Here is a 19,985-nt window from a genome sequence, read left to right as displayed (position 1 = left end):
GAGCAATCCACATTTCTTTTACGATACCGTTATCGTTTTTAAACGTAGCGTTTTTTCGGTCAATGCCACGATTAAAAATTCCGCCAATGCCCTCCTGCCGATTGTGAGTCGTGGTCTTGGACGTTTTCCGTGAGTCACCCGAACTTGTTTTTCACTTTTGGAGGCGGTGAGGCCAACGGGCCGCACAATGGTCCAATCGATATCGGAACTACGCACGATTTCTTCTTGCCGTTGGTGATCGGCATACGCATATTTGATATTGCTATGATCGATGGTCGCCCGGAACCACCAAGGAATATCCTTTTTGGAATCGCCAACGCCCCAAGCAGAACAGACCACTACCTTTTTAATTCCTACCGTTTTGAAAATTGTAACAAGCACTTCCATCGTGGAGGAGAGCAGCGTTTTGGGTGTACGTAAAGGCGCCCAAGGAAAATCGGATGTCCTTGAGATGTTCAACACCGTAATTACGGCCGTGCATTCTTTGGCCGCCTTTAAAACCGCATCCCTTTCGGCAGGCAAACCCTCGAACACCTGCAAGTTTGATTGCGGCCCTACCTTGGTAGCATCCCGTACCAAAACGTTTACCCGAAAGCCCTTTTCCAATGCCATTTTCAAGACCCATTTACCCGTTCTTCCCGTAGCACCCAGCAAAAGTAGTTTCATCTGTTTATATTTATTGTTTTTGAATGGTCAGATGTAATTCGCCAATAATCATTTCGGTTGGCATCAAAAATTGTTATGGCTCATTTCAACTGTTTAAAATTTTGTAGTTTACTGTAAATGAATAAACTAAAAATTTCTGCACATTCAGTAATTCGCATAAACTTATTTTAATCATCTCGGTAGGGTATGCTTAAAAAAGTTTATGCTCATTTCATATTAAAGAATGGTTTTCCATTGTTCCGACTCCGCAAACTGTTTGATAATGGTATTGCGTGTTTTCAAAAACCGGGTCATGTAGCGCTCTAAAAATATATGATCGGCCAACTTGCCCAGCACCCCCAAAGGAGCGGTATAGTGAAAAACGTCGACCATGAGCGTAACCCCATTTTCCATAGTAAAAAAGTGTTCGTGCAAAAACCGTTTAAAAGCACCACGGACCATTTCATCGGCAAAATAGCTAGGGGAATCCAAGGCGGTAACCATAGAGGTAAGCGTCTGCCGAACACCAAGGTGCCTTGCGCGCCAAGTAACTGTTTCCCCCAGTTCGATAAGACCCGAAGTTTTTCCGGCAATGGCCTCCTCCCCGCTGTTCGCCGTAGAAATTTTATGCAAATCGATACTACGTACCAAATCAAAAACGATATGGATGTCCGCGCTTATGGCTGTCTCCAAAGTTATTTTAGGCATTCCCGTTCTTTTTCCTTCTTAAAATTAGCTTTTTAACCTGGTTTATGTATTATGCCAATTTACTTTGGTGATTAGGGTCGAAAATAAAACAATTTCTGTTGCCGTACTTCCCGTAACTGCTTAAATGAGTTTGTTTTATACTACTTTAAAGAACTCTTGCGTTCCTTTTGCTTTTGGCTCATAATCTACGGCAAGGACATATATGAACTCGTAAAACGTTTTTTGCTGTATCCATACATATTTTGCTGTCATAATTTAGATGTGGTATGAAATTTATCTTCCTTCCAACGGGTGGGATTTGTAATGATATAATTTGAAATGCGCGCATAAGATCGATGATTGCGGACAATGTGGTCGTGATAACGGGATTGCCATGCAAAATCGGGACGTATGCGTCGTGCATTTTTGGTAACCCCAATTTTAAACCCACGGATAATGGATGCCAAATTTTTTGATTGTGGCCCAAATTGATTTTTGCGTGGTGATTGTGACAACGGTGACGTTGCTATTGGTGACGGTAGGGGCGCAAAATTTTGCGCCCCTACAATGGCGTTATCATCATTCGTTTTGGCAATTTCAATAATACCGTGTACATGATTGGGCATAATAATGTGATTGTGTAATACCACAAACGGAAAATGTTGGGGAATTTCTAACCAATATTTTTCTGCCATTGCGCCTATATCGGATAGGCGCATTGCCCCTTTGGAAATGTTTCCAAAAAAATGGATTCTATTTTTACAACAAATGGTTACAAAATACAGGGCATTTGCACCATAATCCCAGCTAGGCAAACGGGTGGTCGTTGTGCGGTATTTGTTTTTGTATTTGCCCATTTTAATTATTCGTAGAGACGCAACATTTTGCGTCTCTATTTATGGTTTTCCAACAATTTTCCTATAGGGTCAATGGTCAGCCAAATGGTTTCGTCCTTTAGCAATACCATTTGTGAAAATCCACCGTAGCAATTGGTATTATATCATTTCCGAAAGAAATATACATAAATAAAAACAGGGATTTTCTGTGTAGGCGAAAAAGAAAATCTAAACATTGCGTTGGCTACGGCTATATTTTATTTTGAGGTATACACGGAAAAGAAGAATTTTTTAAGGGGTAAACGTATACCATTTTAACTTTGAAATGGTATTACTTCGTTGGATCCCGAAGCAGGTCCCAAACGATTTCTTCAAAGGAAAAACGGTGTTTCTCCAGTCCGTTCTCGGCCAACCAATTTAAAAATAACAGTACCCGTTCCTTTTCCATAAGGCCCCAGGTTTCGGATGTCCCATAAAAAGGGGCCGTGTACCGTTGGCTTTGCATCAGGTCGATATCACCGTCCTGTTCGGAACATAAGGGGGCAAGCAGGGCTACGGTTTCCTTAGGATGTTCCGCGGCGTACAGATAGCCTCTTCGAGTAGCCTCCAAAAAGAGACGGTACTCTTTGGTGGAGGCGGCTGCAGCACTTTTTCCGGCCATTATTATAGGGGAATAACCGTAAGGAATGCCAAAATCCGATAGCAGAAAGGCGTTCAGGGCAATGCCCCTGTTTTGTGCCTGTATCCCCTCCCAGTTCATAAATACCCATGTAGCGTCGGCCTTTTTGGTCAACAGGGTTTCCCATATCCCCAATTTATCGCGATACTCCAATTTTAGCTCCCCCTTTCCACCATCATTTTTCACCATTGCGGCAACAATGGCATCCTCATACCGTGCTTTGTAGGAGGCATAGCTACGGCCATCCAAATCCTTCGGTCGTTCCAAGCCACTTTCCGACAAGGTAACGATGGCGCTGAGGTCCTCTTGAAAAAGGGTTGCGATGGCCACGGCATCAAAAGGGGCTTCTTTTACGCGATAGCTAAGGACGCTCTCAAACGGGCATAGGGCAAAATCGACCTGCCCCAGTTCCAATTTTTTGGCGGGTGTGGTACTATAATTGTCCATCTGTGGCGAAACAATGTCTACCTGCAGGCCTACCTCGGCATAAAAGCCTTGTTGTTGGGCCACAAAAAAACCACTATGGTTCGTGTTCGGGGTCCAATCCAGCGCTATGGATAATGCTTTCATGTCTTTTTTTTAAAATCGTATCGTTGCCCCTACCAAAAAGTTTCGTCCCGCCTGAGGATAAAATCCTGCCCCTTCGACGGTAGTAACCGTTCCGGGATTCGAAAAATCATCGTCAAAGGTGAAAAAATAGCCATTGGAAACAATATCCTGATCCGCTACATTGTTGATCAAGGCGGAAAAGGTAATACTGTCCACAAACCTATTGATCTCCCACAGGTATTGTACGTTAACATCCAACTGGGAATAGGCCTTCAACACCGAGTTATCGGAATCGATATTGCCCATGTATTGCTTGCCCACATATTTGGACAACAAGGAAACGTCCAAGGTTTGCAATGGGGAGTAGGTAAACCAGTTACCGATGACCAGACCGGGCGAAAACGCGATATTGGTGTTTCCGAGGTTCTGAAGCACCCCGTCCCTTTCGAAAACAAAATCAATGTTTCTGTTGTCGCTCCATGCGAGATTGGGTCGCCATTGAAACTGTTCGCTAAAGGTAATGTTCGCGTCTATTTCCAGTCCCAAGCGGTAGCTATCCCCAACATTGGCCCGTAGCGGGGCCCCTACATCATTAAGTTCCCCGGTCAATACCAATTGGTCCTTATACCGCATATAATAGAGGTTGGTATTTACCTGAAGGCTTGGGGACACGTAGCGCCAACCCAACTCGATATCCTGCAACCGTTCCGGCTTTGGATTTCCATTTTCGTAGTCGTTCCGGTTGGGTTCCCGGTTTGCCACGGCGTAACTAAGATAAAAGTTATTGTTCCGGTTCAGATCATAGGTAAGTCCTGCCTTGGGATTGAAGAAGTTAAAGGTATCATCGACAATACCGGTATCCTCTCCGTTGGCCGTATACCCGACGGTCCGGTACTGAAGATCTCCGAACAGGCTCCATTGCTCATTTAGACCATAATTGGCTTTTGCATACAGGTTAAAATCGGTTTTTTTGGAAGAATCGTCGTAATAACGATCTCGAATCTCGCTATCACTAGCAAAACGCGCCCAGATGACCTGCCCAAAATGATCTCCTTCATAACGGTTATACCCCCCACCAAAAATCAGGTCCAGTGCATCGTTACGGTGGTTCAATGAAAAAACGGTTCCGTAGAAGTCGTTATCGAGCCAACGTCTACGGATCAAATCGGTGGTATTCACCTCGGCTCCATCTACCGTTAATGGCGTAAACCCATAGGTGGAAAAATCATCGTCCTCTCGAAATTGTTCAAAATACCCTCGACCACGGGTATAGTGAAAAGCGATATTGGCGTTCCAACGATCGGAAAGTGTTTCGTTCCATAACAACTGCGCGTGATCTTGTTTGTAGTTGTCCACTTCGTTGTCGTAAAATTGCGTGTTACCCTCGTCATCGGTATAAATACCCGAAGGATTAAAGGTTCTATCGGTCGCGAGCGTTTCGCGATCGATGCCGTACCACGCTTGATACGTAATCTCATGCCCTCCGAAGAGTAGGGCTTTGATCAGCCGTTTGTCGTCCTTGTAGGCCCCTTGTAAAAAATACGCGTCAAGATCGGCCCGTGCCCTATCGATATAGCCATCGGAATTGATGCGGGACAAACGCCCGGAAAGCTCGATGTGCTCGTTCAGCAACCCGGTACTGAACTTTAAATTGTTCCGCAAGGTTCCAAAACTTCCGATGGAGGAAGAAATCTGGCCGTAGGCCTCTTCGGAAACCGCATCGGTCAATAAGTTTAAACTGGCCCCAAAGGCACCCGCACCATTGGTGGAGGTTCCTACGCCGCGCTGCAATTGCAGGCTTTCTGTTGAGGAGGCAAAATCGGGCATGTTTACCCAAAAGGTTCCATGGGATTCCGAGTCGTTATAGGGAATGCCATTGATAGTGACGTTTACTCTTGTAGCGTCACTGCCCCGAACCCGGATCCCGGTATACCCTACCCCGGCACCAGCATCCGAAGTGGTGACCACCGAGGGTAAAAAATTCATCAAAATAGGGATGTCCTGGCCCAAATTTCTTGGTGCGAACTGCTCTTTGGTAAAGTTGGAAAAGGTAACCGGCGTTTCATTGGTCACCCGTATGGCGGATACAAAAACTTCATCGAGTACCACCTTTTTGCCTTCCAGGGAATCCGTCGGTGTTTGGTCCTGGCCCGACATACTGCCAATAGCGGCCGACGACAGAAGAAGCGTCAGTAATCGGTTTTTAAAAAATCGGGAACTTGTCCGTTCGGTAAAAAGTTTGCCGCACCTAGCAGGTGCGTTTGCAAAAATTGAATAGTGCATTTTCATTCGTACTAAATAATTAGTGACGAATAAAAGGGGTCATTATTCTAAATTAAACATGATTTTTGGCCAATTAAAGACCGTTGTAATTCCAAATAGTGGCTTTCGCCATCCCTTGGCAGCATTACCCGCCCAGGTTCATTGGGTATAATCTCAGCCGTTATCGTTCCGTGTTTTTCACCTTCACAATAAAAGCACCCCTTTGAGATGGCGCAAATGTAATACCGAAATTTTTAGCGCCCTAACAATACCTCAAAAATATTAACGCTTAACGATAAACAATATGGCCCGCTGATACGTATCTATATACGGAAGTTGTTTATGTTTTTTGGCGAACCGAAATCGATGTCTTATGCCTTCTTTGACCTTTTGGTTGTAAAGCGGCGCTACACTCCTTTAAGGAGCATCGAAAAGGAAACAAAAGCGTAGGTTTTCGTTTAAAACGAAAAGCGTTGAAACTTCTTTACGGCGGGCAACCGCGCTACTTTGTACTTATTTTATAATAGCCAATATGAAGGAAAAATCCAAGAGCAGGTTCACTTTCAAGATTATTTTCAGCTATTTGGTGCTCGGGATTCTATTTTTGACGGCCGGATATTTCATTTACACCGAACTACGGGTAATCGTCTACAACGAAATGGACGACAAAACAGGAGTAAAACTGTTAAAGACGGGAGCGCTGGTGGCCGACCTGTATGAAGCGGAAAGCTTATCGAACCTGGCGCAGCAGAACAATACCCAAGAGAGTTTTAACGCGTATTCCGCTAAAATCGACACCATACTATTGGAAATCGATACGCTCAGTACCATTTCCAACCAGCCACAGCAGAAAGCACAATTGGACAGTGTTCGGGCCTTATTGCGGCAGAAAGTCGCCAACAGTAATGAACTACGTGAACTATTGGGAAAGAACCGTGCCAGTAGCTCTATTGACAATGCGCTCAAAGGACTCCGGAAAATGGAATCGTCTTTCGGGAAACTGACCGCCTATGACATTCATCCGAATCCGGAGAGCCTTTCCGGTTACGAACGAAAGGTTTTGGACGATTGGGTCACCTATTTGAACGAAAACATTCCTACCGATAGTGCTGACGTTCCCGATTCCCAAAAGATAGATTCGGTTTTGAACGCTTCGAAAAGCCTTTTGGTAGAAGCCAAACGAAAAGATGCGAAAAACCAGCGCTTTTTGGCCCAAAAAGAACGTGAAATCAATAGCAACGATCTGGAACTATCGCAACAGTTACATTCCATCATCGCCGATTTTGAACAAGAGGTCCTTTCGAATACCTATGCCCAAAGCGCCCAACGAAAAACGGCATTACGCCGCAGTATCCGTTTGGCCGGTTCCGCAGCGGTACTGGGTTTTTTGGTCGTGGGCCTATTTACATTTTTGATCAACAGGGACTTTTGGCGCATACAGACCTATCGGCAAAAACTGGAAAAAGAAAAGAAATTTTCCGAATCGCTCCTAAAAAGTAGGGAACAATTGATTTCTACCGTAAGCCATGATCTGCGCACCCCATTGAACACCATTACGGGCTATACGGATCTTATGGAAAGTACCCCGCTAAGCGACAAGCAGCAGCGTTATCTGAAAAATGTAAAATCCTCTTCGAAATATGTCGGAAATTTGGTCAACGACCTTTTGGACTTCTCTAAATTGGAGGCCGGTAAACTGAATATTGAAAAAGTTCCGTTTATCGCCGCGCACCTGATACAGGAAACGGCCGAAAACCTTCAGGCCCTTCACCTGCACAAAAAATTACAGCTATTTTTAGAAATCGATCCCGCGCTGGGGCAACCCGTTTTGGGGGACCCGTTCCGTATGCGACAGATATTGACGAACCTTATCGGAAACGCTTTTAAGTTTACCGAGGAAGGACACATCAAAATCGATGCTTTCATTTCCGGAAAGGGAAAACAGATACGGGCCCAAATCAACGTGACCGATACCGGAATCGGCATTCCAAAAGACAAGCAGCAGGCCATTTTCAAGGAATTTGCGCAAGCCGACGAAACTACCGAGAAAAAGTACGGGGGGTATGGCCTTGGACTGACCATCTCCAAAAAACTATCGGAGCTCCTTGGGGGATCGCTCCATTTACAGAGCGAAGTAGGCCAAGGTAGCACTTTTTCCTTTGAAATTCCCTTGGAGATTTCCAAGGAAAAGGTATCGCCCAAAGCTGAGGCCCCCTACATGATGCCAAAACTACGTATGCTTATCGTGGATGACGACAGCGCCCTGTTGCGCATGCTTCGGGAGATGGCCGAAAGTATCGGTATAACCACTCATGTGTTCTCAAATTTCCTACAGGTAGAAAAGGATACGCACTTGGCGTACGACCTGGTATTGACCGATATCCAAATGCCCCAAATTACCGGTTTCGAAGTTTTAAAACGCTTACAGGAAGGGGAATACAAACACTATACGGGCCAACCGATCATTGCCATGACAGGAAGGAGAGACCTGGAAACCGAGGCTTACACGTCCTTAGGGTTTGCCCAAGTACTACAGAAACCCTTTTCAAAGGGTGAACTTATTGGTATGATCAGGCTTTTGGGCCTACAGTTGGGTGAAATCGATACAAAAGACGAACCGACGGAGACCAGTGTCCCATCGACCAAAAACCAGCTGTACGACCTTGACATCATCCATTCGTTCTTAGGGACCAACCAAGACGCTATTCATGAGGTATTGCAACTATTTCTGTTGGACACCACTACCAATGTTCAGTTGTTGAAAGAGACTGTGGCCAACCGCGATTTCAAACAAATAAACAATGTGGCCCATCGGATGTTGCCCATGTTCAAACAATTGAAAGCTTCGGCCTGCATTCCCGAATTGGAACGATTGGAGCATCTAAAGGAAGGAGAAATAGCATCTGCGGTATTGGACAAAGCGGTAGCAGTGCTGCTCGAGCAAACAGACCATCTGGTAGCCGCGCTCAGGAAACGTATGGCTACAAGTCCAATTTATAATGGCTGATCTTGTTGTAGAGCGTTTTTCGGGTTACCTGAAGCAGTTTTGCAGCCTCCGATTTGTTAAAATTGGTTCGTTTTAACGCTTTGATGATGCGGTCTTTCTCAAATTCGGATTTGGAAAATTGCTTTTCCACGGTACTTACTGATGGCTGTCTTACTTCTTGGGGCAACACCTCTATTTCTACCATCGTTCCGGTGGTCAACAACACCGAACGTTTGATAACGTTTTGAAGCTCCCGAAGGTTGCCCGGCCAGTGATATTGTTTGAACACATTCCAAACGGATGGGGAAAACCCCGTAACATTTCGATCTAAGGACCGATTCGCTTTTATCAAAAAATGTTCGGCGAAAGCCTTTAAATCTTCAAAGCGATCGTGAAGCGACGGTATTTCTATTGAAAACTCGTTTAAGCGGTGATAGAGGTCTTCCCTGAACGTACCCTTTTCTACGGCTTTGGTCAAATCTTCGTTGGTAGCGGTGATGATACGTACATCGACCACAATTTCTTTGGTACTCCCTACCCGCTTGATCTTTCGTTCCTGTAATGCGCGAAGTAGTTGAATTTGATTGTTATAGGAAAGATTTCCTACCTCATCCAAAAAAAGGGTGCCCTTATTGGCAGCCTCAAAATTTCCGATCTTATCTTCTACCGCTCCGGTGAAGCTTCCTTTGATGTGGCCAAAAAACTCACTGGTCGCCAACTCTTTTGGAATGGCTCCACAATCCACGGCCACAAATGGATGTTCTTTTCGTTTACTGCAATCGTGTATCGCCTTTGCCGTTACCTCCTTACCCGTACCACTTTCTCCCGTGACAAGAACGGACATATCGGTAGGTGCCACCAAGTTGATGTATTCGTAGAGTTTAAGGGATGCCTCACTGGTACCCTTAACAATATTCGTTTTTTCGTGAACGTGCTCTTGTTGCTCCTCTTCTTTTGGAAGCGAAAGCACAACGGCAGCTTCTTCGTTACCTCCCTCGGCCAGAACAGGCTCCGCTCTTAGGGCATTTTTGATTACACGAACGATCTCATCGGGAGTGAAGGGCTTGGACACATAGTCATAAGCTCCTTTTTTCATCGCGTTTACGGCCGTGGCGACTTCGGCATACCCGGTCATTAGAATAACCTGGGTATTTGAATTTACGGCCTTTATATCGGTAAGCAATTGTATGCCATCATAGTCGGGCAAGCGCAAATCGGTCAGTACCACGTCAAAAAAAGTTTCGGAAAACTTCTTTTTGGCATCGGGGGCACTAAAACTTGTCTGCACCTGATAGTCATGTTTGGTCAGAAACTTCTGCAGCATTTGACAAAATGCGGCATCGTCCTCGATGATCAAGATGTTTGGCATACTTGGGTCTTTGTGTCTGTATGTACGTAAAAATAACCCTTGATAGTTGAGAAGTGCCCAAAATTTTCTTAAAAGAAGTAGGAATTCCCCACTCGAAACCTTTACAAACCCTTTCTGGCATTACATCCGGCCTTTCAAGGGCCGATCAATAATGGCCATAAAAAAACGGCCTTCACCTTTAATACCGTAGTGATGCCGTGACCAATGTATTGTTGCCATATACCCTATTCGGATAGGGTTAAGCCGGTAGACATTTTTTCATATCCATTCAAATTTATGTGCATTCAAGCCTGTATACTACGAAGGTGCACAAACCGATACAAAATAGAAAGGGGCCCTATTTACATAAGACCCCTCTCCGACCAAACCAACTTGATACAAAACAAATAACTCAAGTTATTACTTACATTTCAATCCAGTTACCATTTTCATCGGCATACAAGGTTCCGGCAGTACCGTCTTCCAAAGACACCTCTAATTTGAACTGTTTTGCTTCATTTACATATGCTTTATCGATAGTGGCAGTAGGATAATTTTTTGTTACCGCTGCAGTCACCGCTTCCGGTAATTCGCTTGCAGCGATTTCAGCAAAATCGTCCTGTGCAACCGCTTCTGTGGCCACTGCTTCTACTGCGTCCGCTTCTTGAGCGTATGTGGTTAAACTTCCTATGGCTAAAGCTACTACTAAGATTACTTTTTTCATGATATGTGTTTTTCTAATTATAGAATTCCCTTTACCTATAGAAAATATGATACCAAAATTTAAAACTAACACAAATATCAGAATATCAACATCTTACGATTTCATGTTGCTATTTTCGGTGTGTAATTCTGTATACCATAGTGTATAAACGTATAAAAGCTACACGTTCCAAAACCACCCGGACAGATCGGTGGAACCGTTCTTTCATCAGTGGTTATCAAAAAGCACCTCTTATATCTCGATGGTAATACCGATTTCCTAGGGTACGCCCATAATCCGGTTTCCTAAAAGAAAGTTCTCTTTAGACGATATAAACGAAATAATACCATTTTACCTTTGAAATGGTATCAGGAACTTCCCTCGTAGCATACGCCGCGTTTTGTAATTTGATCGTCCCTATCGGATAGGTGGCATCTTGATTATATTGAAATATTGTATTGGCTTCCCGGAAACCTATCGCATTGTGAAGCGAGTATGGATATTGGGGCCGTATTGCCTTTTGAAACGCCGGCAACACAAAAAAGCCCCGACAGCTATATGCTGTCGGGGCCTTTTATTTTCAACCCTTTCGGGTTATAGTGTTGTAGGTTGTAACAACTTACATTTCGATCCAGTTGCCTTCGGCATCGGCGTACAATTCTACCGCTTCACCATCTTCTTTGGTAACGTCCAACTTGTATTGTGCCGCTTCGTTCACATATGCTTTGGAAATGGTAGCACCTGGGTGGGCAGCTTCCAAAGCAGCTGTAATGGCTTCAGGAAGTTCTTCCAATGCTACTTCGGCGAAAGCATCTTGTGCTTCAACTACCTCAGTAGTAGTCGCTACTGCTTCTGTTGCTTCTTCTTGTGCTGATACGGTCAACGTTCCAAACGCTAAAGCCGCTACTAATAATACCTTTTTCATTTTGATGTGTTTAAGATTTACAATGATTCTATGTTTCGCTCTAGGTAAAGAGAAAACAATGCCAATCGTCAACACTAGCTCAAAACATATTCAAGTATTTGATTTTCAATTATTTAAACAAATTAAAGAAATGCCTTTCGCTGTATAAGGGTGTGTAATTTCCCGATATGTGTGTAATTTTTATACACCTTTAGCGCCCTTTCGATGTTGACAAGCGCGATTGCTAAATCCTTATTCGCCCTGGTGCGAAGGCCTTAAAAGGTCGTTTACCGTTTTTACCGGGTTAAACGTCACCGTGGGCACCTCAACAAAAATGGTGTTCCAAAAGGCCATTGCACCGTTCCATAGACCGGGAAGTTCCAATGCCTTTAACTCGCGTCCCTCTTTTGTTTTTCCGGTAATGAAACCAAGCTTGGCATCAACATAGTTGAGCAGGTCGTATTTTTCCCCTTTATAATTTTTTACCCCACACACAAGGTCTACAGGATTAAAATGGGTAGAACCCTTTAATATCCCCACCTGTTCCGTATTGGACATGTCCACTTGGGCGGATTCTACGATTTGAAGCGATATGTTATCGTTTTGGTCTCTCACCCAAAACGGTCCACCACCGGGTTCCCCTTCATTTTTTACCATACCGCAAACGCGGATCGGACGGTTCATTTTATCTTTCAAAACCTTTATTTGGTCCATGAGACTAAAATGCTCGAAGCTATCGGCAAAACGCACATTGAGTTCCGAGCCCAAAAATGTTTTGATTTCGATCAGTGCGGTGGCATCCGGTGTTCCAGAATCCAACAAACGGGCATATTCAAAAATTTGCTGTTGTACCTTTAAAAGCGCTCCTCCCAATATTTTTTTACTTTGGGCGACCGCTGCAAGATTTCGCGAAGGAACCACATTGTCGATGTTTTTGATAAAAATGACATCGGCGTTTTGGTCGTTCAGGTTTTCTATGAGCGCTCCATGACCGCCTGGGCGAAACAGCAACGAGCCGTCGGTATTTCGAAAGGGCTTGTTGTCCGTGTCTACCGCAATGGTATCGGTGGCGGTCTTTTGGAAGGAAAAGTCAACATCGAAATCGATTCCCGTCCGATGATGTACCCGCGCGCGGGCCACTTCAAATTCTTGTTTGAACAACAGTTCGTGTTGTGGCGATATCGTAAAATGCAAGGAGGCCTTTCCGTTGGTTTCCGCATAACGGGCCCCTTCCTTTAAATGTTCCTCAAAAGCCGTAACCACTTTCTTTTCGTAGGAATGAAAGGGCAGTAGCCCCTTTGGATAAAAACCATAGTTTAATCCCTCTTCGGAAAGCATTTCCTTAATAAAAAGATATTTCTCTTCATCCTCGGACATCGTTTTCCCCGCTATCCGTTCCTGTATGTTGCGGTAAAAGGGCATTTCTTTTCGGCGTTCCAATAATGTTTCCACATCCGTTCTTTTTGTTCTTTGGACATAGGCTTCAAAGGTTTCGTTACGAACATCGAACTCTTCCAAAAACGCGAACATGGATTTGAACATTCGCGAAGCGGCCCCGGAGGCAGGTACAAACTTTAATAGGTCCGACCCGGCCGCAACTGCCTCAAAAGCGGCAACGAGTGCTTCCCCCTCTGTATCGGAAAATCGTGAAATACCATTGCCGACGATTGCCGGTTCCTCTAAATGAACAAAAGGGATGCCTTCCTTAAAAGTATTAATTTGATCAACTACCTTTTCCTTGCTAACCCCTTTTTCGGAAAGTTGTTTTAAATCCGTTTCTGAAAACTGCATGTGTTTAAATTGCTTTTGTTCGTAATAATCTATTGATATGTGTTTTTGCGGTTGCCAAGCGTGTTTCCTTGTCCCCCGTTAAAGTAACGAAATTACGTTGATACTTTTCCAATGTACTTTTGAAATAATCGAACATCTTGGCCCGTTCGAGGGGTTTGTCCCTTAAGTCGTCCTTAACCCAAGGCACATCGATACCCGTAAGAAAATAGAGGTCGTAAGTGTTCAAGAGCGCATACTTTTCTAAAACGGGATCGCAATACCCAACATAATACGCTTCGGAATATACTTTGGTCTCCAGCAGATCGGTATCACAGAACAGTACCTTATTTGCCTTTTTTGTTCCTTCGTTTTCCAATCGCATTTGACCTGCCGCAATGGGAAGTAGATCCTCTGGCTCACACACTTTTTGTTCCTTGTCCCATTTCCGTTGCAGGTATTCCCGTGCGTATTCGGGGACCCATTCCGTACGGTAACATTCGGCCAACTGTCTCGACAAGGTCGTTTTTCCCGTAGATTCGGGACCGAATAAAACGATTTTTAGGATGTTTGAAGGCTCTTGTCGATACTTTTCTTCCATAACAGGTAGGCTTGTACGGCCAAAACAGTAAATATAACATATTGAAAAGAAAGCATTCCCCAACCCCTGTAGGCATATAGGGGTATCGTAATCAAGTCGGCTATGATCCAAAGTGTCCAGTTTTCCAACTTTTTAAGTGCCATATACCACATGGCGGTAAAAAATATACCCGACGTTACCATATCGATATAGTTTGAAGGCGCAATGTCGTACTCAAAAAAACGATATACGGCATAGTTGAAAAGGATGGTCCCAAAAAACAACAGAATACCGATGCTTTTTTCCCTGGCATTGGTCCGGGTAACTTTCACCAATGTTTCGCCCGCTTTCTTTCTGCTCCAGTTCCACCAGCCGTAGATACTCATTACGGACCAATAAAAATTCATCATCATATCCCCCAACAGCCCATCTTTTAAAAACAGGTACACCGTAATCACCGTAGCCACCAATCCGGTCGGATACGCCAAAATGTTTTGCTGCTTTGCGAACCAAACACTGGCAATTCCGCTAATGAAAACGATTGCCTCTAAAATGATGACGAAGTTCTCCTTTCCTCGGTAGGCGTCTATAAAAAAATCAAAAATGGGGTTCATAGGTACTTCGGTCGGTTTTCACCATTTTAAGGTACATCAGCCCTTTGTCCATCAACTCAAAAGCCGTTTTTATTTCGGTATGTAGTACTGCCATTACCGCATCATACTCGCCGTAAACCTGAGTACTTAACGGATTTTCGAGAACGGTAAGACCGGATGCCCGAAGGTTTTGTATGAAACGGATGATGTGTTCTTCAAAATCGTCTTGAAGCGGCGAAAAAGTAAGCGCTACGGAAATATCCATGGTGTTCTTGTATATGGGTTTGTTCTGAAAATATCAAATATTGAACTCGTTTTGGGCCGTTTTTTTAGCTGTTAACTTTGCATTTTCAAGGGACAAGATACATAATCCCGTTTTATGTATTAGAAAATCTATTACGGCACGAAACTGCTTCAAAACCGGGATAATTGTGGGGCATCTACATTCATTGCGCGATGGCATACACGCAGGTAAAACCTTCGAATTCCAGAAAATGGATACGATATCCGGAAAGCTTTCCCTTATAGCGTATTTCCCCCGTTGTCGTGCCACTTTCCAATCCAAAATCTTTGATGTCGATATGCTGTAAAAAACTGAGCCCAGGCTCCGCATAAATTTTGTATAACGACTCTTTACAGCCCCAAACAATGGTCAGTTTTCGCACCAGGGCATCCGAGTTGGCCAGGGTTCGATATTCGGTTACCGGCGTAAACTTATGGGCAATCCGCAAAATTTTATCCCGTTGTTTTTCAATATCGATACCTACTTCATCGGTATCGCCGATAATGATACCGGTAAACTGATAGGAGTGCGTAATGGAAATGTGCTTACCATCCTTAAGATGGGGTTTTCCGTTCGAATCGTAATACAGGTCATGATCGACATACCCCGCCCGGGCCAGCAAATGACGAATACTTAAAAAACCTCTCCGATGCAGCTCCGATTTCATTCCCACCATTCGCTTTTGGCAATGCGGTGTCAACTCAATATCCTTTGCGAGCTCATTTTCAGACTCTTGGATCTTCCATACGTAGACGACCGTTGCGGAATTTAATTGTATTGTCTTATAAATGGGCATACGTTTCCTAAGAGAATTTGTACCTTTGCGGTTCGAAAAAGGAGGCATTTGCACCTCGCAACGAAAGTAAAAAATAAAAAATAATATGAGTACAGAAACTGTTCCTTATGTACCCTATAAAGTGAAAGACATCTCTTTGGCCGATTGGGGAAGAAAAGAAATAAATTTAGCTGAAGCCGAAATGCCGGGGTTAATGGCATTGCGCGAAGAATATGGGCAAGAACAGCCTTTGAAGGGTTCCCGTATCGCCGGTTGTTTGCACATGACCATTCAAACGGCGGTATTGATCGAAACTTTGGTGGCATTGGGCGCCGATGTGACGTGGAGTTCGTGCAATATTTTTTCTACCCAGGACCATGCAGCGGCGGCAATTGCGGCAGCTGGTATTCCGGTATACGCCTGGAAAGGGATGAACGAAGAAGAATTTGATTGGTGTATCGAACAAACCTTATTTTTTGGAGAGGACAGGGAACCACTGAATATGATCTTGGACGATGGTGGCGATCTGACCAACATGGTACTGGACCGTTACCCTGAACTGGCCAAGGCCATTAAAGGACTTTCCGAAGAAACCACTACCGGGGTGCACCGTTTGTACGAACGGGTTAAAAATGGCACTTTGCCGATGCCCGCGATCAACGTTAACGACTCGGTAACAAAATCGAAATTCGATAATAAATATGGATGTCGCGAAAGTGCGGTAGATGCCATTCGAAGGGCTACCGATACCATGCTGGCCGGGAAACGGGTTGTCGTTGCCGGTTATGGCGATGTCGGTAAAGGGACCGCCGCTTCTTTTGCTGGTGCCGGTGCAATAGTAACGGTAACGGAGATCGATCCTATTTGCGCATTGCAAGCCTGTATGGAAGGGTTTGAAGTGAAAAAATTGGAAACCGTTATCGGTAACGCGGACATTGTGATCACCACAACGGGCAACAAGGATATCATCCGGGCCGAACACTTTAAGGCACTTAAGGATAAGGCTATCGTTTGTAACATTGGCCACTTCGATAACGAAATCGATATGGCATGGTTGAACGGCAACTACGGAGATACCAAAGATGAAATAAAGCCCCAAGTGGACAAGTATACCATCGATGGGAAAGATATCATTATTTTGGCCGAAGGGCGTTTGGTAAACTTGGGCTGTGCTACGGGACACCCTAGTTTTGTAATGAGCAACTCGTTTACGAACCAGACTTTGGCACAAATCGAACTTTGGAAGCATAGCGAAAATTACGAGAACCAGGTATACATGTTGCCCAAACATTTGGATGAAAAAGTAGCGGCATTGCACCTATCGCGATTGGGAGCGGAATTGACGGAGCTGAAAAAAGATCAGGCCGATTACATCGGAGTTACCGTGGAAGGCCCTTTTAAGCCCGAGTATTATAGGTACTAGGGTTTATGAGTTATGAGTTATGAGTTATGAGTTATGAAAGAACAATGTTCATGATGCAAACGCAAACACTGACATCATTAAATGATTGTTGTTTTTCCATTGATATGGATTTAGAGGAATCAATATAGACTAGAAAAACCTGCTGTAACCAGCAGGTTTTTTATGGTATGAGTTAGCTTGTTTACCGGTTAATTGGGAGCATTATTTCAATTCTTTCAGCAATTGTCGGGCCTCAACGGCAATAGCGCCATCGTCCATAGTCATTGCTTTTTCCAAAAATGAGGTAGCCTCATCAACAGCCCCCGTTCTGGCATACGCTGCCCCTACATTTTTCCATGCCCTTGCCGAATCGGGAAAAAGTTGGGCGATCATGTGAAATACCTGTACCGAAGCCTGAACTTCCCTTGTTCTCCCGCTATTCAATAAAAGCTGTCCTTTTTTGCTCAATTCCGTTTCAAAGTCTACGAATCCGTATCTAGGGTCGTGGATCATTTTGGGGAGTTCCGTAGCCAGCTCCTCAGTTTTTCCGGCACTGTATAAATCGGTTACGTACTGCATGGGGTTGGGTTGAAAACCTTGGGCATCGAACGACAATGCGGCTTGTAGTACAGGATCCCGGTTATCGACATATTGCTGGAAACTTGGCTCTATTTTCATCGTCGGCGCAAGCCATTCGGCGTTTTCCCAAACCGGTTTGTCCTGCCACCAGGCAAAGGAAAGGTATACCGGTATGGTACTGTTCGGTAACGCAACCGGTCGCGCATCTCCCCAAAAATTAATGTTTTCGGCAGTGGGTTCTCCAAGAAAAATGGCGTTTGTGTAATTATCCATTTCATTCACCAAATTTTGACAGGCCGAAAAGGTGCGGCGACCGAGCAATACGAAAAGTTTGCCCACCTGATTTATTTTTTTTGTTTCGACAATACCTGTAATCACCTTCCTATTCAAATAATTGTTGCCGCCGCCATTGAGCCTTACATCGATGATCAGCCTTTCCACCTCGTTGTTTTCCACAAAGTCGAAAACCCTATTATAAAAGTCCGCAGTGCTTTCTTCGGTATCGTCCTGGATTCGGCTGTGCCTTACGTAAAGTGCTTTTTCCTTTGGTAGGTATTCGGAATAATACACCCTATCCAATTTTTTAAGATATCGTGGTAGGGAATCCTTTTTTCGTGCCGACACCCAATTCTCGTCCTGAAAAACATATCCCCGAGTGGTAGGAACATATGCTCCTTTGGGCAAGGCAGAAAAAGTAACCGTAAACACCGTCCCGTTTTTTTCAAGGGTGAAGTCGATTCCCTTATCCAAATTTTGTATGATTCCCTGCGCATGCAGTACCTCTGGAATTCGCAGATAATTGATGCCATAGGCCTTAAAATATTGTTCGTTCTCACTATTTACCACCGGGCGAATGCGTTCCACAGCTTCCGATATCGGAATCGTATTGATTGCCAACACCTTGGCCCCGACGGCGCTTTCATACTTTTTTTCAGTACCCTGTATGCGTATCTCGTCCCCGAATATATATATATATAGGTTAATGGGCAGGTATCGAAAATCGTACGGTTTCTGGTTAAAACTGATATCGGTATGTCCGTATCGGAACAATGCGATAATGCGGGACATCCCTACAATGATTTCATGGGGCTCCATATCCGGTATTTGCGCATGTAAGCTCTCTACCGCCGCATCAAAGTCGGTCGGTGTCGTTTTTACGAATAGGGAGGCATACTCGTCATGTATTGTCTTTTGCAAAAAGTGCAGGTCTTCTTGCCATTGTTCGGTGGTCAGTTGGGCTTTTAGTCCGTGGACAAGCGTAAGAAAGGTAATGATCAGCAGTACTATTTTTTTCATGATATAAGTTTTAACTGGTTTCGCATAACATGTGGCAATAGTACCCCATTCCCATAGTATGATACACAGGAATTGTGCTCAACTGTTGTTTTAAGGTTCCGAATCGTTACCCATGCCGCGTTTTAGTCCTTAGGAATGTGCTATTGGATTTACGGTATGTGATTTAGGAAGTGGTAAGGTGTTTATATTATCGCCCCGGAAAGGGAACCCGTGCTGTGCATACCTTTATACCATTTCTGGTATTAGTAGCCAGTGACCAAAAGGTTTCTTGCACCACGCATACCACACTTCTGGTAGGTATGGTAGCCTTTTGCCGCCCGTTCGCGAACCAACGCGTCGGTTTCTCCCAATATCCAGCCGTCCAGTGCCGATTTAAGGGTGTATGCTTCGGGGGACATCAGCCCGGTAGTCCACACCAAGGGGTTTGCCCCTGCCATTTTTAGATAAGGTTCAAAAAAGGTTTTGCTTACACAGGCCAAAATAATAGCATCTCTCTTTTTGACATTCGCAGGTTCGAGGGTCAGGCGCAGTTCAAAATCCATAAGCCCGTCATGCCCCACATAGGCCAACAGATCGGAGCCTCCACCAAAGCAAAGCTCCTTTTCGCCATACCCTATCTTTTGTTCCGCATTTCCGGCCGAGGCTTCCAAAAAATCAACAGTGGTATCGTAAATAGTTCTCCCGTCGTAGGCATCGGCCAACAGATAGGTTTCCGTTTTGCTGTGTTTGAAAAGAATCCGTTCTAAAATATTCGGATTATCGGTTTCCACGTTTTGTATAAATACCCAATCCTTACTTTTTTTAAAATGTGTTTTCACCCCATATAACGCACCCCAATACAGGTTCGTTTTTGGGTTTTGGCCATTGCCCAAGTTTTTGGATACCGGAACGATTCCTTGGTTGTCATTGTCGCAAAGCGCAACAAACACATGTACCGTACGAGGCGAAACGGTTATTTCCTGCGCCACGGAAGAAAGGCCGCCAAAAAAGAGAAGGCAACCCCATGTTACCAACAAGGGAAGTGAAAAAAGGATTTGCATACCATAAAAACGGTACAATTGTTCAAATCTTATACCGAAAGCAAAAACCGCCCCGACTATAATGAAGTAGG

The 19,985-nt window shown here is 44.4% G+C and carries 17 protein-coding genes; 2 read left to right on the top strand and 15 right to left on the bottom strand.

Annotated features, from left to right (window positions below):
• Window positions 1-18 precede the first annotated feature (18 nt).
• From ACRD7P_RS03430 to ACRD7P_RS03410, 5 genes are all read right to left on the bottom strand, one after another.
• Window positions 19-666 carry an NAD(P)-dependent oxidoreductase gene (locus ACRD7P_RS03430; protein WP_430906091.1) on the bottom strand — a complete coding sequence of 216 codons (648 nt, stop codon included), beginning with the start codon at window positions 664-666 and terminating at the stop codon, window positions 19-21.
• A gap of 216 nt (window positions 667-882) precedes the next feature.
• The gene (locus ACRD7P_RS03425) at window positions 883-1,353 is read right to left on the bottom strand and encodes an SRPBCC family protein (RefSeq protein ID WP_430906090.1); all 471 of its coding nucleotides are present in this window, start codon (window positions 1,351-1,353) and stop codon (window positions 883-885) included.
• A 248-nt stretch (window positions 1,354-1,601) separates the two neighbouring features.
• A complete protein-coding gene (locus ACRD7P_RS03420; RefSeq protein ID WP_430906089.1) occupies window positions 1,602-2,051 on the bottom strand; it encodes a transposase in 450 nt (149 codons plus the stop codon).
• Window positions 2,052-2,499: 448 nt separating this feature from the next.
• The gene (locus ACRD7P_RS03415) at window positions 2,500-3,417 is read right to left on the bottom strand and encodes an ABC transporter substrate-binding protein (RefSeq protein ID WP_430906088.1); all 918 of its coding nucleotides are present in this window, start codon (window positions 3,415-3,417) and stop codon (window positions 2,500-2,502) included.
• Between the two features lie 9 nt (window positions 3,418-3,426).
• On the bottom strand, window positions 3,427-5,553 hold the full coding sequence (locus ACRD7P_RS03410; protein WP_430906184.1) for a TonB-dependent receptor: 2,127 nt from the start codon (window positions 5,551-5,553) through the stop codon (window positions 3,427-3,429).
• Between the two features lie 637 nt (window positions 5,554-6,190).
• Between ACRD7P_RS03410 and ACRD7P_RS03405 the strand changes: the two genes are divergently transcribed.
• Entirely contained in the window at window positions 6,191-8,665 is a 2,475-nt protein-coding gene (locus tag ACRD7P_RS03405; protein ID WP_430906087.1) for an ATP-binding response regulator, read from the top strand.
• Here ACRD7P_RS03405 and ACRD7P_RS03400 read toward each other — a convergent pair.
• The 8 genes from ACRD7P_RS03400 to ACRD7P_RS03365 all read right to left on the bottom strand — a co-directional run bounded on the left by ACRD7P_RS03400 (window position 8,640) and on the right by ACRD7P_RS03365 (window position 15,618).
• Entirely contained in the window at window positions 8,640-10,013 is a 1,374-nt protein-coding gene (locus tag ACRD7P_RS03400) for a sigma-54-dependent transcriptional regulator (RefSeq protein WP_430906086.1), read from the bottom strand. The genes ACRD7P_RS03405 and ACRD7P_RS03400 overlap by 26 nt on opposite strands.
• Before the next feature lie 403 nt (window positions 10,014-10,416).
• Window positions 10,417-10,716, bottom strand: coding sequence for a hypothetical protein (locus ACRD7P_RS03395; protein WP_430906085.1), 300 nt, complete (start codon window positions 10,714-10,716; stop codon window positions 10,417-10,419).
• A 598-nt stretch (window positions 10,717-11,314) separates the two neighbouring features.
• On the bottom strand, window positions 11,315-11,620 hold the full coding sequence (locus ACRD7P_RS03390; RefSeq protein ID WP_430906084.1) for a hypothetical protein: 306 nt from the start codon (window positions 11,618-11,620) through the stop codon (window positions 11,315-11,317).
• A 231-nt stretch (window positions 11,621-11,851) separates the two neighbouring features.
• The gene (locus tag ACRD7P_RS03385) at window positions 11,852-13,390 is read right to left on the bottom strand and encodes a DUF4301 family protein (protein WP_430906083.1); all 1,539 of its coding nucleotides are present in this window, start codon (window positions 13,388-13,390) and stop codon (window positions 11,852-11,854) included.
• Between the two features lie 4 nt (window positions 13,391-13,394).
• Window positions 13,395-13,967, bottom strand: a complete 573-nt coding sequence (locus tag ACRD7P_RS03380) for an AAA family ATPase (protein ID WP_430906082.1) — start codon at window positions 13,965-13,967, stop codon at window positions 13,395-13,397.
• Complete coding sequence (pnuC, locus tag ACRD7P_RS03375; RefSeq protein WP_430906081.1) at window positions 13,928-14,560, bottom strand: nicotinamide riboside transporter PnuC; 633 nt, start codon at window positions 14,558-14,560, stop codon at window positions 13,928-13,930. Before pnuC ends, ACRD7P_RS03380 begins: the two co-directional genes overlap by 40 nt.
• Window positions 14,544-14,804, bottom strand: coding sequence for a hypothetical protein (locus ACRD7P_RS03370; RefSeq protein ID WP_430906080.1), 261 nt, complete (start codon window positions 14,802-14,804; stop codon window positions 14,544-14,546). The genes pnuC and ACRD7P_RS03370 overlap by 17 nt, the downstream gene beginning before the upstream one ends.
• A 181-nt stretch (window positions 14,805-14,985) precedes the next feature.
• Window positions 14,986-15,618 carry a 4'-phosphopantetheinyl transferase family protein gene (locus tag ACRD7P_RS03365; protein WP_430906079.1) on the bottom strand — a complete coding sequence of 211 codons (633 nt, stop codon included), beginning with the start codon at window positions 15,616-15,618 and terminating at the stop codon, window positions 14,986-14,988.
• Between the two features lie 85 nt (window positions 15,619-15,703).
• Here ACRD7P_RS03365 and ahcY point away from each other — a divergent pair, with 85 nt between their 5' ends.
• Window positions 15,704-17,020: an adenosylhomocysteinase gene (gene ahcY / locus ACRD7P_RS03360; RefSeq protein WP_430906078.1), complete on the top strand. Its 1,317-nt coding sequence runs from the start codon at window positions 15,704-15,706 to the stop codon at window positions 17,018-17,020.
• A 201-nt stretch (window positions 17,021-17,221) separates the two neighbouring features.
• Here the strand turns inward: ahcY and ACRD7P_RS03355 are convergent, their stop codons facing one another.
• Together ACRD7P_RS03355 and ACRD7P_RS03350 are read right to left on the bottom strand one after the other, a co-directional pair.
• Window positions 17,222-18,874, bottom strand: a complete 1,653-nt coding sequence (locus ACRD7P_RS03355; protein WP_430906077.1) for a hypothetical protein — start codon at window positions 18,872-18,874, stop codon at window positions 17,222-17,224.
• A 242-nt stretch (window positions 18,875-19,116) separates the two neighbouring features.
• Window positions 19,117-19,914 (bottom strand): hypothetical protein, encoded by a 798-nt coding sequence (locus tag ACRD7P_RS03350; RefSeq protein ID WP_430906076.1) that lies wholly within the window; start codon window positions 19,912-19,914, stop codon window positions 19,117-19,119.
• Between the last annotated feature and the right edge of the window lie 71 nt (window positions 19,915-19,985).

Origin of the sequence: Maribacter sp. 2-571 (assembly GCF_050589625.1) — a bacterium.
Lineage (GTDB): Bacteria > Bacteroidota > Bacteroidia > Flavobacteriales > Flavobacteriaceae > Pelagihabitans.
Note: the sequence above shows the minus strand (reverse complement) of the source record. Positions and strands in the feature narration are given on the sequence as shown.